This window comes from Serratia sp. 14-2641, from assembly GCF_001692375.1.
GTDB lineage: Bacteria > Pseudomonadota > Gammaproteobacteria > Enterobacterales > Enterobacteriaceae > Chania > Chania fonticola_C.
In genome coordinates this window covers 329783-343598 of record NZ_LXKR01000055.1, presented here as the reverse complement: position 1 = coordinate 343598, position 13816 = coordinate 329783, and the positions used below count along the sequence as shown (strand labels likewise).

At 52.2% G+C, this 13816-nt stretch carries 9 protein-coding genes; 5 read left to right on the top strand and 4 right to left on the bottom strand.

All coding sequences use genetic code 11. The annotated features are described in order from the left end of the window. Window positions 1-7 precede the first annotated feature (7 nt). The 3 genes from A6U95_RS20240 to A6U95_RS20230 form a co-directional block, all read right to left on the bottom strand. Complete coding sequence (locus A6U95_RS20240) at window positions 8-6070, bottom strand: DUF637 domain-containing protein (protein WP_065685744.1); 6063 nt, start codon at window positions 6068-6070, stop codon at window positions 8-10. Window positions 6071-6145: 75 nt separating this feature from the next. After that, window positions 6146-7789 (bottom strand): ShlB/FhaC/HecB family hemolysin secretion/activation protein, encoded by a 1644-nt coding sequence (locus A6U95_RS20235; protein WP_065685743.1) that lies wholly within the window; start codon window positions 7787-7789, stop codon window positions 6146-6148. 115 nt (window positions 7790-7904) lie between these two features. Further along, window positions 7905-8099, bottom strand: coding sequence for a hypothetical protein (locus A6U95_RS20230; protein ID WP_065685742.1), 195 nt, complete (start codon window positions 8097-8099; stop codon window positions 7905-7907). 218 nt (window positions 8100-8317) lie between these two features. On the opposite strand from A6U95_RS20230, the gene A6U95_RS20225 reads away from it, so the two are divergent. The 5 genes from A6U95_RS20225 to A6U95_RS20205 all read left to right on the top strand — a co-directional run bounded on the left by A6U95_RS20225 (window position 8318) and on the right by A6U95_RS20205 (window position 12480). After that, a complete protein-coding gene (locus tag A6U95_RS20225) occupies window positions 8318-9397 on the top strand; it encodes a DUF5677 domain-containing protein (RefSeq protein WP_065685741.1) in 1080 nt (359 codons plus the stop codon). A 95-nt stretch (window positions 9398-9492) separates the two neighbouring features. Continuing rightward, the gene (gene xisR / locus A6U95_RS20220; protein ID WP_065685740.1) at window positions 9493-9711 is read left to right on the top strand and encodes an excisionase family protein; all 219 of its coding nucleotides are present in this window, start codon (window positions 9493-9495) and stop codon (window positions 9709-9711) included. Window position 9712: 1 nt separating this feature from the next. Next, window positions 9713-10951: a site-specific integrase gene (locus A6U95_RS20215; RefSeq protein ID WP_065685739.1), complete on the top strand. Its 1239-nt coding sequence runs from the start codon at window positions 9713-9715 to the stop codon at window positions 10949-10951. Window positions 10952-11000: 49 nt separating this feature from the next. Further along, the gene (ttcA, locus tag A6U95_RS20210) at window positions 11001-11942 is read left to right on the top strand and encodes a tRNA 2-thiocytidine(32) synthetase TtcA (RefSeq protein WP_065685738.1); all 942 of its coding nucleotides are present in this window, start codon (window positions 11001-11003) and stop codon (window positions 11940-11942) included. A gap of 139 nt (window positions 11943-12081) precedes the next feature. Beyond that, entirely contained in the window at window positions 12082-12480 is a 399-nt protein-coding gene (locus tag A6U95_RS20205; RefSeq protein ID WP_024531194.1) for a VOC family protein, read from the top strand. Between the two features lie 328 nt (window positions 12481-12808). On the opposite strand, the gene zntB is transcribed toward A6U95_RS20205, so the two are convergent. After that, window positions 12809-13792 carry a zinc transporter ZntB gene (gene zntB / locus A6U95_RS20200; RefSeq protein ID WP_065685737.1) on the bottom strand — a complete coding sequence of 328 codons (984 nt, stop codon included), beginning with the start codon at window positions 13790-13792 and terminating at the stop codon, window positions 12809-12811. Window positions 13793-13816 lie beyond the last annotated feature (24 nt).

Here is a 13816-nt window from a genome sequence, read left to right as displayed (position 1 = left end):
TTCATTGTTATTTACCTCTTCCCGGAATCAAACGCACACCGTTATTATCTAAAACGTCAACTTTCACCCCTGGGTACCTACTCTCGAATTGTTTAACAACGTCCAAGCAACTGTCGCAGGCAGCTTTTTCGGTGAAAATGGTAACAGAGCCTTTTGCGGAATAGTTTTTACCTAATCTATCAGCTAAATTATCCAATATTTTATATTCGGAGTCTATATTTCTTGCCACATGTCTACCATCATCAGTGAGTATAGTCTCATATTTGAAATTTTCTTTTCCCATCCCAACAAAGCCTTTACCTTCAATCGCTATGAGATTGTGACTTGCAAGTGTCTTTGGCATTCCAGATATATCAATATTAGCCACAGCAACATTACCACTGCGCTTTGGCGCTGATGGCAAACCAGCCCTCAATTCTGTGACCCTGTTCTTAAACGTAGCCGCCTGCTGAATGGTCTTTTCATTGACCAGATACCCTTTCCAGGCGTTGGTTGGCCCTACCAGTTTGGATGACAGGTACTGGTTGCCGACGTTCGCTTTTCCCATACCAGCAAACGTGCTGGCGATAGAAACTGCCATCACCGAGGCGTTCACCCAGTTCGGCGACCACCCGGTCATCTTGCTGATTTGTTCTATCTGCTGGTTACGCGCAAACAGCTGACCATCGGTTATCTGGTCACCCAAATCATACATGAATAACTTTTCACTGTCATAGCCGACGAACGCAGGATAATTACCAAAGCGCTGACGTTCTTTTTGCACCCAGTAGTTGGCAATGAGTCCATCTTCGTCACGCGTTGACGGGTATTTCTTCATCAGGGCTTCAAACTGCTTACGCTCATCTGAGTTTAGCGCTTCCTGTGTGCTACAGGCCACTTTTCGGCAGGATGCCGCCATCAAGCGTGCTTCTTTTTCCTTGTCGCCCTTCGCCAGCTCTTTAATAGCGTTGAGTTCTTCCTGATGCAACTGACGATTGAAGCGCTCAACAAATTCACCTGCGTTTGCACCGCTATTGGTACCCGAGGCTTTGCCGGTAGCGATAGCCCCCGCAAAGGCGCCTGCGACACGGCTGATTTGTGCCTGACGTTCCTGCCATCCTTCGGTTTTTACCAAGTTATCGTTGATGATAACTCCGGCCAGCTCCGCCGCTAGCGCGCCGGCGGCTGCTCCTTTGGCATTGCCCTTACCGATTTCCGCGGCGACCCCGGCCAGTACCGCATGGCTTACTGCGCGGCCAGGCACGTTCAAGATGTCGCCGTTATTCCCTATGAGATTGGCGCCCTCGGCCTGCACCTGGCCGCCGATATTGGCCAGTAGCGCATTGGTCAGATTGTCTTTAAAACTGCCGCCATTGATGGTGGTATTCAGGCTCGAACTGATAACCGACTGACCGGCGACGCGCTGCGCCACCTTGCTCCAGTCACCATTGCTGAGTTGAGGCAACTTCACGTCTTTGGGATTCAGTGCCTTACCCGTCGCATCCTTGTTCCATCCCGTTACGCTGTCAAAACCGTTCAGCGCCCCCCCCATCGCCATGGCGGTTGCCGTTGCCTTCACCGTGTCGCTGTTGCCCAACGCCTTCAGGGTTTTTGACAGGTTGCCCTGATTCTCAACTAACGCAACGGCAGCCTGAGACGCCAGCGAAGACATCCCGGCCGTCACCACGCCGCTGGTCACGGCTCCGCCGCCTACCGCCGTAGCCGTGCTGCTGGCAGCAGTTGCTACCAAGGAACTCCCCGCGGTCACTGTTGCCGCAGCAATGGCAATCACTGCCGCCACAGCCGGGTTCAGGTGCTGGCTCTTGTAGTCCCAGCTGTCGTAGGCGTCCTTGACTTTGTTCCACTGCACGTCATTGCGCTTGTTCAGATCTTTGACCCAGGTGGTGCCCGCCGTGTTGCCCAAAGCATCAATAGCACTTTGCAGTGCCTGCCCGTTTTTCACCTTCACGTCGGCGCTGATGCCTTTGGCGGCATCGACCGTCAACGCACCGCCGGTATGAATGCTCGGCAGCACCCATTTGTTGTCTTCGTAGCCCTTGTTGGCCTGCTTGATGAAGAACCCTTTCGAATTAGTGACGGTCTGTTCGAAGTTGGTGTTCTTCACCGCACGGAAGTTGACCTGTCCGTGGATACTGGTCAGTCGGGCATTCTTACCGGCCTCAATCTTGCTCGCCTCATAGGTACTGTCGTCACGGCTCATCAGGGTGATATTGCCGGGGGAGGTAAACTCGGTCACCTTGTTGGTCACGTCATGGCGGGTTTGCTTGACCTCAGTTTTTTTACCCCACCATTTGCGCTTGGTTTCCGTTTTCTCGTAGTGGCTGGATTCTTCCATCGCCTGGGCATAGAGATAACCGCCGTTGGCGGCGATATCCATGGAGCCGGTACGGACCGCCAGCTCCCTGTTTCGAGCGTTTTCCTGATCCTTACGTTGCCTTTCCGCATCATACTGGCGCTGTCTTTCCGTCCGCGCCACATTCAGTTGATTTTCAGCAGCATTTTTTTCTTTCGTCGGCTGCGCGATCTGCTGCTGGGCCTGGTCGAATGAGTGTTGAGCCGTAGTGAGCGCGTTTTGAGCGTTATTGACCGCGCTCTGCCTGTCTATCAGGCGCTGACGAATTTTGTCATATTCCTCGATGGTCGATTCTTTTATCGCGTTCCCGACTTTGAGACCGTCTTGATTCGGTGCCGAAACATCTCCCCATTGAAGAACATTATTGACAAACGCCCGGCCCCCTTCTTGCAATAACCGATCGAGGTGTGCCTGGTTATCGATCAGCGCCGAAGCGTCATAATGGGCGCCCCCTCCGCTGTAGCCCGGCACTGAAACAAATCGGGACGATGACGAGGTAATGGGGTATGCGCCAACATTGAACAACGATAAGGTATCAGGATGCTGACGTGCGCTGTTCAACTCGCGTCGACGGTCATTCAGCTGACCTTCGGCCTGATTCCGGTTATTCATCGCCTGGTCAAATCGTTGTCTGGCCACCTGCGCCAGGCGTTCAGCCGTTGAAAATACAGCATCAACCCCAGAAAGGTCTGCGGGTGTATTCACCTGCCCGGATTGCCCTTTCGACTGCAGTTTAGTCGCCTGGAACAGGATGCTGCCGTTGGCAATGGCCGTCAGCAGACCGCCGGCACTCAGTTCTGTCCCCTGCTGAGTGCGTGTTTCGGTAAATTCTTTGCCGCCTTCACGATAACTGTGGTTTTGTACCGCCTTAAAGCGCATGTCGCCACCGGAGGTCAGGGTCATATTGCCGCCGGAGGTGAGTTTGGCGCCATAGGTCAGCAACTGGTTGTTGGCTGCAGCCGTCAGGTTTTTTCCGGCATTAATGGTCGTCACCACATGGCGGTCATCCTTGTTGTTATCATTGGCGGCATCGATGGCGGAATAGGCCACGTTAGACAGCCACAGGTTCTGCCCGGCCAGCAGCGTGATGTTGCCGTTGGCGGAAAGCGCACCGCCCTGAGTCCCGATATCGCGGGCGGAGTTAATCAGCAGGTTGCCACCGGCATGTATCTTGCTGCCGAGTTCTGGGGTGCGCGAGGCTACAAACGGAAGGCCGTAATTACCGTCCAGCGCCCGGTAGTTGAGGTCAGCATTGTGTCCGGCCAACAGCGTCACATCCTTGCCGGCGTTGATGTTGGCCCCGCGCAGCGCCAGATAACCGCCGCTGTTGAGTGAAACCGAGCCGGAGACCTTCATCGCACCAACTTGAAGCAGGTTGTTGAAGTATTGCAAACGCTTGTCTGCCGACAGGTTTTCGCTGGGGCGATTGCGCGTCAGAATGGCGTCATTCTTGATGATGGAGATGCTGCCGGGAGCTGTCATGCTGACGTTGCGGCTTTGCGACGCCAGTAACGTATTGAGCAGGGTAATGGTACTGCCCGCCGTCAACGTCAGGTCCCGTGAGGCCTGCAGGCTGCCCAACCAGCGAACGCCGTCTGGGTGGTAGTAGTTGGGCTTTTCACTGGTGTGGATCTTGATTTCGCCGGTTCGGGCGGTCAGCGTGACGTCCTGCCCTTTCAATTCGCTTTGCCAGGCATCGATGGCATTGCCGGCACTCAAATCTAGCGCTTTACCTGCGGACAGAATGCCCTGCCCCATTACGATGCGATCTTCGGCAATGGCGGTGAGATTACCGCTGGCGTTAATGGCGTCGATATTGATGATATTGGCCGCATGCAACACCACGTTTTGCGCCTTAATGGACTCCGGGCGTCCGGTCGTTTTCACCTCCGTGAACTGGCTTTCGGACGGCGTTGGGGTTTTGATTTCTATCTTGTTTTTGAAATCTGCGACCAGATTGTTTCCGGCACTCAAACTGGCACGGGGTAAGGGGGACAGAGTGGACTGCCAGACTTGAACGTTATCACCTCGAGTGAAGTAATTCGTGATCCGCAGCTCTTTTGCAGTTAACGGATTGAAGGTGGTTTTCCCATGTTCCTTATTGGCTTTTTCATCAGGGACATAACGAATGTAATTCAACAGTGTTCCTGTGGACACCTGTTCATTGGTGAAATTCTGCCCCGTCAGGATCAGGTCTGATTTGGCACTTAGTAGGCTGCTGTGGTTATAAACGTCATCACCATAAATATAGAGATGCCGGCCGGACGTGATTTCCGCGGGCACCGACCATTTACCTGTATCGAACAAGGTCTGTTGGTCGTTTACCAAAACCCCCTGCTCAATATTGCTGAAATCCGCTTTTCCAAACCATCTCTCCGGTAAGGGCGATGTCAATTCTGCGGTGATGATCACGGGATAGCCACCGTTTTCCGCCATGACGTTAGCCACCTGCATGTTTTTATCCGTAGATGTCGGCGTCAGCTTGGTTTTGTTAACAATTCCAACGTTTCTAACATTATTCACCAGCTCTGCGCGTATCACCAAATCGCCGCTGTTGGTTTGAATGCGCGCGGAGCGGTTTTCTATCTGTTTGGACTTATTTCCCTGCGCATCCTTCTGGATCCACAGATTATTGTTGCTGTGTAACGCCGTATTGTCTCCATCACGTAATTCAACGTTGCGCACCGTGTCTGCAAACACTCGCATATCGCGGTGCGCAGTCACATTACCGTTGTTGTTGAGTGTATCGGCAGCCAGCATCACGTTACGTTCGCCACGCACCTTAACGCCGGAGGTAATATGAACCTCTCTGGCGCTGACGTTCAAATCCGTCTGTGCATGCGCTTGCCCCAGCTCAATACGCCCATTGGCGGTCAAGGTGATATCCTGCTGCGCGCTATTGATATTATTCAGGTTGACCCCCACCCCGTCCTCGGTGGCCACCAGGCGAATTTTGTTGGCGTACATGCCGCCCAGCGCCTTGGTATCGACCGCCAGTTGCGGTTTGGCCCCCTCACCGGCAATCGGTTTTACCGTGCCGTCTCTAAAACTGATGCGGTTGGTCCCCTGAGTCAGCGACAGGTTTTTGGCGTTGATTTTGCCATTCAGTTCGGCAGCACGGCTGATGATGTCGACATAATCGCCCCCCATGCCGTCCAATCCTTTACCGCCGATGGTGACGCCGCCTTTTTTCACCTCCAGCGCTTCCAGCGCGCCCTGCTTGTCGAACTGTGGTTTACCGGTGGTCAATGTGACGCCCGGCGCGTTGATAAAGCCGCAACCGTCGCAGGTGATGCCATTGGGGTTGGCAATCATCACGTTGGCTTTGTTGCCGAATACTTCAAGTTTGCCCTGCAGCTCGGAGCGGCTGCCGCCGATGACCTCGTTGATGATGAGTTCCGCTGACTTGCTCTTCAGATTGGGGTTGCCATTAACGATATCGACACCCAACTGCGTCTTGCCGCCCTGCACGGCATTGTTCAACACTGCACCCGGCGTGCCGACGTTGAAATCCTTGTAGGTGTTGTGTGAGATCCCGGCGCCGTTCGGCGTGGCGATATTCACCACCGGCACGTTGCCGGGTTTGATGACCACCTGAGTGTTGCCGTTGGCGGCGTTGATACCGGCAGCGAAAACCGGATGGAGCGGCGTCAGCGCCGTGGTGTAAATCAGCAGGTAGCTGGCGCCGCGCGCAAGCCGGGGGTTAATTTTGTCCATATCTGTCCTTTGAAAGGTCGCATTATTGATTCTGGGCCGCACGGCCCGTGCCATGTGTTAGCGATGTCATTCTTCTTACAGAGTGACGGTAGCTTGCCAGTAAGCCACCCAGCGGTCCGGCCGCAGGCTGGCGGGGTGAAGCAACGGCTTGCCAACGGTAAACGACTGGTTGAACCACGTGCTGTTCATCGTCAGCCCCAGAGCGGCACCGGCCACGCTGCCGCCTTCTACCTGGTGCGCTTCCTCGCGCAACCAGCCGCCATCCAGCGCGCCGGTCAGCGACACCTCGCCGGCCACCGGTACGGTTCCCACCTGCCAGTTGAGTTCATTACGCCAGTACGCGCCGCGGTTGCCGGTGAGGTACTGCTCTTTAAAACCACGCACCGAATATTGCCCCCCCACAGGGAGCCGTTCGCTGGCATACAGGTTGTCGGCGCTGGTCTGGCCGTAGGCGGAGGTCAGGTAATAGAGGGAAGGCGTAAGGGGGTAAAAGTAACTGGCGCTCAGGTTGAACTTGCGAAATTCACCGTGGGCAGCGTAGGGAGCAGCGGGGTCGTCCCGGGTGGTACCCAGGCCTCGCAACCCGTGCGACACCGTCGGGTTCAGCGTCAAGTAACCGCCGCCCAACGTGCGGCTGTAGTTGAGGCCGGCGGACAGGCTCGCCATCGTCACACTGCTGTTGGTGAGGCGCTGTCCAGCCAGCCGGTTCTCCGTACGCCGGTGCGACAACCCCATGTCCAGCGCCAACTTCTGCCGGCCGTCACGCAACAGGGTGCGGTTGACGCCCAGGCGCTGGATCACCGCGTTGCCCTGATAGCGATAGCGTGCATCCTGTAGCGGAATGTGCTGATAAAAGTCATTCCAGGCCGCCTGGTAGCTGAACAACCAGTAGCCGTAAGGGAGGGTGACGCCGCCATTGAGACTGCGGCTGCACCGGTCATGACGAAACCCGCTGTCCCTCGATGCCGACAGCGACCACTGGTCGGCCAGCCGCAGCGGGTTATCCAGCACCACGCCTGCGTTTATTTGCCCAGTTCCGGTACTTTTCTGCCCGCCGTTGTCGGTGCCGAAAGACACCGAGACGGGTAAACGTGTCGACGTCCGGCGCAGCACCACCGAGGAATAGCCCGGCCGTTTGCCTGGCTGAATGTCGATGGCGACCTGCTGCGAGGGCTGCCTGTTGAGCTGCTCCATGCCCTGCTCGATATCACGCAGGTTAAGCACGTGACCGGCCATACCGGGGAACGCCATTTTCAGCGCCAGCGTTTCCTGTCCATCCAGACTGATACCTTCAACGCGCCCCTCACTGACGGCGACGGTCAGTTCACCGCTGGCGATATCCTGTCCCGGCAGCCAGGACTGCGACGTAACATAGCCTCGCGTGATATAGGCGTTGGTGGTCTCCCGCACCAGATTATTGATGCGGGATAGCGTCAGGCAGCGGCCTTGATAGGAAGACACCAGTTTATCTTTCACCGACCAGGACAGATGTTCGGCGCCCTGAAAGACGATGCGGTTGACGTGATGGCAGGTTTTATTTTCCGTGTCCGGCGCGGGCAGAGGGAGAGTCGGCAGGTCGGCGGTATTTTGCAGGTCGTCACGCTGCTGCTGTGCCTGATCCAACAAATCCTTCTGTCGGCGCTCGATAATATCCTGGTCGGCAGGGTTAAGGGTCGATGCCGCCTGGGCCAGGCCAGACAGCCCAAGCCAGGTAACCAATAGCCAACACTCCTTGTCTATATGCAAATGAGACTCACTATCATTTTCATGTATTGATTGCGAAGTGTAAGTATTTGTCAGTAAAAGTCCAGTGATTTATTTTTAACCATAACACTCAGTCGGTTGTCGGTTTATCGGGAATTTTGCAGATGAAAACGTCCAGTTTTTCGATGTCCCCCGTCGCAATGGCCTGTTCATCTGGCGTCAACGGTACTTCTTCCAGATAGCGTCGAATTGAGGCCCGGCTTTCCAGTGCCATCGCCTTGGCGCTGGTTTTCGGCAGGCTGAAATCACAGCCGATGCAGACCATGCGATGCGATGCGATGCGGGTATTCCCGCCACCGATCGTGATGCATGGTAAGTAACAGACTTGGCAGGCTTTGATGAATGACGCGCTCTAGAATATCGGACTGAACTGGCCTGCAGAGCAGCAAAAAACTTGAAAAACTACTGAGCATCACAAAGATAGATTGCGGTTCTTTTATTGTAATGCTGGTACAATCTTGAAGATAAAAAGGAGGGGATTAAATGGGCACTATGATAGTTGATGGTAATATAGGTCTTGACCTCGAGAAAATGTTATTGGATAACATAGGTCAAGTCGCGAATGAACACGGCATCTCAATTGAGACGGCAATACAGCTCGTTTCAGAGAGAATTCCAAACTTGATTTTAAAAATTTCAGAAATATACAAATCCAGTCTAGAAAAAAACAAAGAAGAATACATTACTTATAACAATGATTTAATTAAAGGCTTTGAGGGTAGGTTGTACGAAACGTGGAAAGCCCCATTGGACATATTCGAACTATTAATTGTCATGTGCAGAGAGATGGGTGGCGAAATAAATAGCAAGTTTAGAAAAAAAGAGTTTACCGAAAAGAGTTATAAACTCGAGGTTTTAACGAGACTGCATGCTCACACAGTTAATATTGCATGCGAAATCATGCAATTACTGAAAGGTGGATATGCTGATGGTGCGATGGCACGTTGGCGTTCAATGCATGAGTCCGCGGTTATTTCTCGAGTTATCGATTCATCATCAGATGAGGTCGCAAAAAAATACTACTTACATAAATCTATAGATGATTTTAAATCCTCTCAGATATATTCCAAATATAGTGATGAGTTGGGATTTGAAAGAATACAGAAAAAACACCTTAATGCGATTCGAAAAAGATACGATGAGTTAGTTAAAGAATATGGGAAATCTTACGCTGGTGATAATGGCTGGGCTGTTGATGTTATTGGCAAAGAAAGAGTAACCTTCTATGACTTAGAGTGTTTTGCTAATTTAAGTTTCTTACGGCCATTTTATAAGTTTTCGAGTGTCAGAGTACATCTAGGCTCTAAATCATTAGATTATAAGTTAAGCCTGTCTCTATCTGAAAAACATGGAAAAGATGAGATTCTAATGGCAGGGCCATCCAACGAAGGGTTAGTTGATCCCATGCAATGCACCGCAATGTCCCTAATTGATGTGACTGTTACTCTTATAACACAAATTGATGGCATGAATAATATGGTTTTTGAAAACATATTAAATTCTTGGAATGAAGACTTGAAAATAGCTCTAATCGAAGCATCTGAGGAATTAAGCAAGAAATAAAAAACGAGTATCATCAACCAACCGCCAATCGGCGGTTTTTTTTCGCCTATTCATTTCTCAGCAATACCTGAGGGACTTACCACAAGGTGGTTACAATGTTAAAAGAAGAGTTGGTTTTCGGTCATGAATGGGTCGTAGAGGATGGATTAAAAGTAAAGACAGGCCTTGATGCAAGGCAAATAGAAAAGTATCGACAGGGTTGCTGGATTGAAGGCGTTCACTTCAAACGTGTTTCTGCTAGTGGCGAAAAAACCCAGCGCGGAATTATTTGGTACAACCATCCAGAAATAAACAGATTCATCCGAGAGGCTTGATATGAGTAAGTTCCCCACTGGGGTGGAAATCAGAAATGAAAAGCTCTGCATCTGGTTCACCTATCGTGAGAAACGGTGCAGAGAAGTGCTGAAATGCTGGTCCATCACGCCAGCCAACATCAAAAAGGCTGGCTATTTCAGAGCTTCAGTTCTGAGCGACATTCTATTAGGTGAGTTTAACTATCGGGAAAGGTTTCCCGAATCTAAATGTGCCAATAAATTCACAACAACGAAATCCATTATAACTTTCGATGAATTGGTAAACGAGTGGGTGAAAAGCAAAAGCGCAGAACTTACTGCAAACACTTTAAGGAAAACAAATTCGCAACTAAAAACACTCGTGCGTATTATCGGAAAAATGACACCGATAGCATCCATACAATATAGTGATTTAATGACTTATCGTGATGAACTACTTCATGGGAAGACTTTTTATGGAGAAAATAAACGCGCGAATAAAACTGGCCGAACTGTTAGAACGGTTGACAATTATATTTCGCTACTCTGTAGCATGCTGCGCTATGCATATCGCTCTAACCATATAACCCATCAACCCTTTGAAGGGGTGAGAAAGTTGCAAAAAAGCCGCCCAAAACCAGATCCTATTACCAAAGAGGAACATGCTCAGCTAATGAGCCACCTTAAAGGACAGGCACGAAACCTATGGCAGTTAGCTATTTATACCGGCATGCGTCATGGAGAACTCGCGGCGCTGGCCTGGGAGGATATTGATTTAGTCGCAGGGACCATAAAAATACGGCGTAACCTTACTGTCATTGGTACATTTGGGCCGCCCAAGACGCAAGCTGGCATTCGTACTGTCACCCTTCTCGCTCCTGAACTCGAAGCGTTAAAAGCTCAGCGAAAGTTGACAGAACTGCAACGACGTAGGGAAATCACGTTCTACCACCAGGAATATGGCAAGACTGAGACGCAAAAATTGCGGTTCGTTTTCATACCTCGAATGGCCAAAGGTGAGCAGAAACCACACTTTTTTCTTTCCTCTTTTGGGCATGCCTGGAACGCGCTTGTAAAACGCGCTGGTATTCGTCGCCGCAATCCGTACCATACGCGCCATACCTATGCATGTTGGCTACTATCTGCCGGGGCCAATCCCGCGTTTATCGCCAGCCAAATGGGCCATGATAATGCGCAAATGGTCTTTGAAGTCTATGGCGCGTGGATGAACGAAATGAATAATGATCAAATCAGCATGTTGAATGCTAAACTTGCCATCTAAAGTCGCCATGCCCCCATAGTGCCCCCAAACGAGAATGAGCACGATTTAAATGCAAGATAATCAATTGGTTACACAAAAAGAGCAGTACAACCTCAACAAATTGCAAAAACGCCTGCGCCGCAACGTGGGTGAAGCTATCGCCGCCTACAACATGATTGAGGAAGGCGATCGCATCATGGTTTGCCTGTCCGGCGGGAAAGACAGCTATACCATGCTGGAGATCCTGCGCAATCTGCAAAAAAGCGCTCCGGTGAGCTTCTCACTGGTCGCGGTGAATCTCGATCAGAAACAGCCCGGCTTCCCCGAGCACATCCTGCCAGCCTATCTGGAAAGCCTGGGGGTGGAATATAAAATCGTTGAAGAGAACACCTACAGCATCGTGAAGGATAAGATCCCGGAAGGAAAAACCACCTGCTCCCTGTGTTCACGCCTGCGCCGCGGTATCCTTTACCGTACCGCCACCGAGCTGGGTGCTACCAAGATTGCCCTTGGCCACCACCGTGACGATATCCTGCAAACCCTGTTCCTCAACATGTTCTACGGCGGCAAGCTGAAAGGTATGCCACCCAAGTTGATGAGCGACGATGGTAAACACGTGGTGATCCGCCCGCTGGCCTATTGCCGCGAGAAAGACATCGAGCGTTTCTCGGTAGCGAAAGAATTCCCGATAATCCCGTGCAATCTGTGTGGCTCACAGCCAAACCTGCAACGCCAGGTGATTGGCGATATGCTGCGCGACTGGGACAAACGCTACCCAGGCCGCATCGAAACCATGTTCAGCGCCATGCAGAACGTGGTGCCCTCGCATCTGTGCGATACCGAACTGTTTGACTTCAAAGGTATTCACCACGGCAGCGAAGTGGTCGATGGTGGCGATTTGGCGTTTGACCGTGAAGATATTCCACTGCAACCAGTGGGTTGGCAGCCGGAAGACTCGGATGACAACGGCTCGCCCGCGTTTGAACGCCTGAACGTGCTGGAAATCAAATAGTCCTTCTCTCCGCCTGTGCCCGCAGGTGGAGGTTTTTCCCCGCTTAATGTTAGATCCTGTTCACAATTCACGCATAAAGTGCCTGACAGTGCGGCTTTTACCTTATACTGTTTATTTATACAGTCAAAGGAGACCAACGATGAATATCACCCCCTGCCTTTCCCACGTCTCGCTGGGAACCAACAATTTCGATGCCGCCGCACAGTTTTATGACCGGGTTCTCGGTGCGCTAGGCTGCCGACGCGTGCTGGAACACCCTGGCGCTATCGGCTATGGCCGAGACTATCCTGAATTTTGGTTGCAACTGCCGATAGACGGCAAACCCGCAGGCACCGCGAACGGCGTGCATATCGGCTTCTTCGCTACCAGCAAGCAGCAGGTTGATGCGTTTTATCAGCAGGCGGTAGCCGCTGGGGCACAAGAAGACGGTGCTCCGGGCTCACGGCCACATTACGGTGCCGCCTATTACGGCTGTTTCGTCCGCGATCTGGATGGCCACAAGATAGAGGCCAGCTTCTGGGACGAAAGCGCGGCTTAGCCTAATCGAGGCGGCGTGTTGTTAATTGGGCGATCTTGGACGGCATGTCGCTAACTGGGCGCAGCATGCAGCGCCCCTACGAAGTGAGCCGGTTGTTTGGGATTCGCCGAAGGGAAAAAAGCATAAAAAAATGCCGGTGATTAAACCGGCATCGTATTGAATTAAATGTGCTATGCAATAATTCTAAAAATAAGAAAGTAAAACAATTATGGAGCGCAACGCCCATCGCTTGACGTTGCATTCACCTGCAAGAGCAAGAATGCCGTAGTTCACGTGAGCAAATGTTGATACTGCTCAACTTTACTCGCGTTTTCGCCACTATTTGTCGTTATAGCCAGCGGCTACGTCTCAGCCACCAGGCAACGCCCCCGACCAATGCCACTAACATGAAGCAGAAAGAGGCAAACGCCAATGGGCTACCGCTGCCTGGGATCCCCCCAAGGTTGACCCCGAACAGTCCGGTCAGGAAAGTGGTTGGCAGGAATACCATCGCCATCAGCGACATGGTGTAAGTACGGCGGTTCATGGCATCGGCCATTACAGTAGTGATCTCATCGGACAGGATCGCCGTGCGGGCAATGCTGCCATCCAGATCATCTAATCCGCGCCCCAGGCGATCGGCAATGTCCTGCATGCGGCGGCGTTCATCGTCATTCATCCACGGCAGTCGTTCGCTGGCCAAACGCGAAAACACATCGCGCTGAGGAGCCATGTAGCGGCGCAATACAATCAACTGTTTACGGATCAGTGCCAACTGCCCACGTTCCGGGGTTTGCTGCTCCAACAGCGCATCTTCCAGATCGATGATCTTGTCGTGCAGATCTTCGATGAATTCACTGGTGTGGTCGGTGAGCGCATCAGTGATTTCTACCAGCCAGTTACCGCTATTAATCGGCCCCTGGCCATTGCGCAATTCATTAACCACTTCATCGATCGAGTAGACCTTGCGATGGCGGGTGGAAATAATCATCTTATCGGTGATATACACGCGGAACGTCACCAGTTGGTCGGGCCGTGAGTCCGTGTTGAAATTGATGCCGCGCAGCGTGATCAGCGTCCCGTCGCCCAATCGGGTGACGCGTGGCCGGGTGCTTTCCCCCGCCAGCGCTTGTCTTACCAGATCTGGCAGCAGCGGCGTGTTGGCAAGCCACTCGGCACTAGCCGGATGGGCATAGTCCAGATGCAGCCAGCATGGCTCCTCGCTGGTGATCTTATCGTCATCCTCAATTGGCGTGGTGCCACCCTTGCCGTCGAGTTGATAGGCATAGACCGCGTCGGGCACCTGCAGTTCGCGCCCCTCAATGACATCCATTCAAAACCCTCATTATTATGCCGT

What these genes read in the sequence shown, in the direction of transcription:
- A6U95_RS20240 (WP_065685744.1), bottom strand. Translation starts at nt 6,070, where the DNA reads ATGGACAAAATTAACCCCCGGCTTGCGCGCGGCGCCAGCTACCTGCTG.
- A6U95_RS20230 (WP_065685742.1), bottom strand. Translation starts at nt 8,099, where the DNA reads ATGGTCTGCATCGGCTGTGATTTCAGCCTGCCGAAAACCAGCGCCAAG.
- A6U95_RS20225 (WP_065685741.1), top strand. Translation starts at nt 8,318, where the DNA reads ATGGGCACTATGATAGTTGATGGTAATATAGGTCTTGACCTCGAGAAA.
- xisR (WP_065685740.1), top strand. Translation starts at nt 9,493, where the DNA reads ATGTTAAAAGAAGAGTTGGTTTTCGGTCATGAATGGGTCGTAGAGGAT.
- A6U95_RS20215 (WP_065685739.1), top strand. Translation starts at nt 9,713, where the DNA reads ATGAGTAAGTTCCCCACTGGGGTGGAAATCAGAAATGAAAAGCTCTGC.
- ttcA (WP_065685738.1), top strand. Translation starts at nt 11,001, where the DNA reads ATGCAAGATAATCAATTGGTTACACAAAAAGAGCAGTACAACCTCAAC.
- A6U95_RS20205 (WP_024531194.1), top strand. Translation starts at nt 12,082, where the DNA reads ATGAATATCACCCCCTGCCTTTCCCACGTCTCGCTGGGAACCAACAAT.
- zntB (WP_065685737.1), bottom strand. Translation starts at nt 13,792, where the DNA reads ATGGATGTCATTGAGGGGCGCGAACTGCAGGTGCCCGACGCGGTCTAT.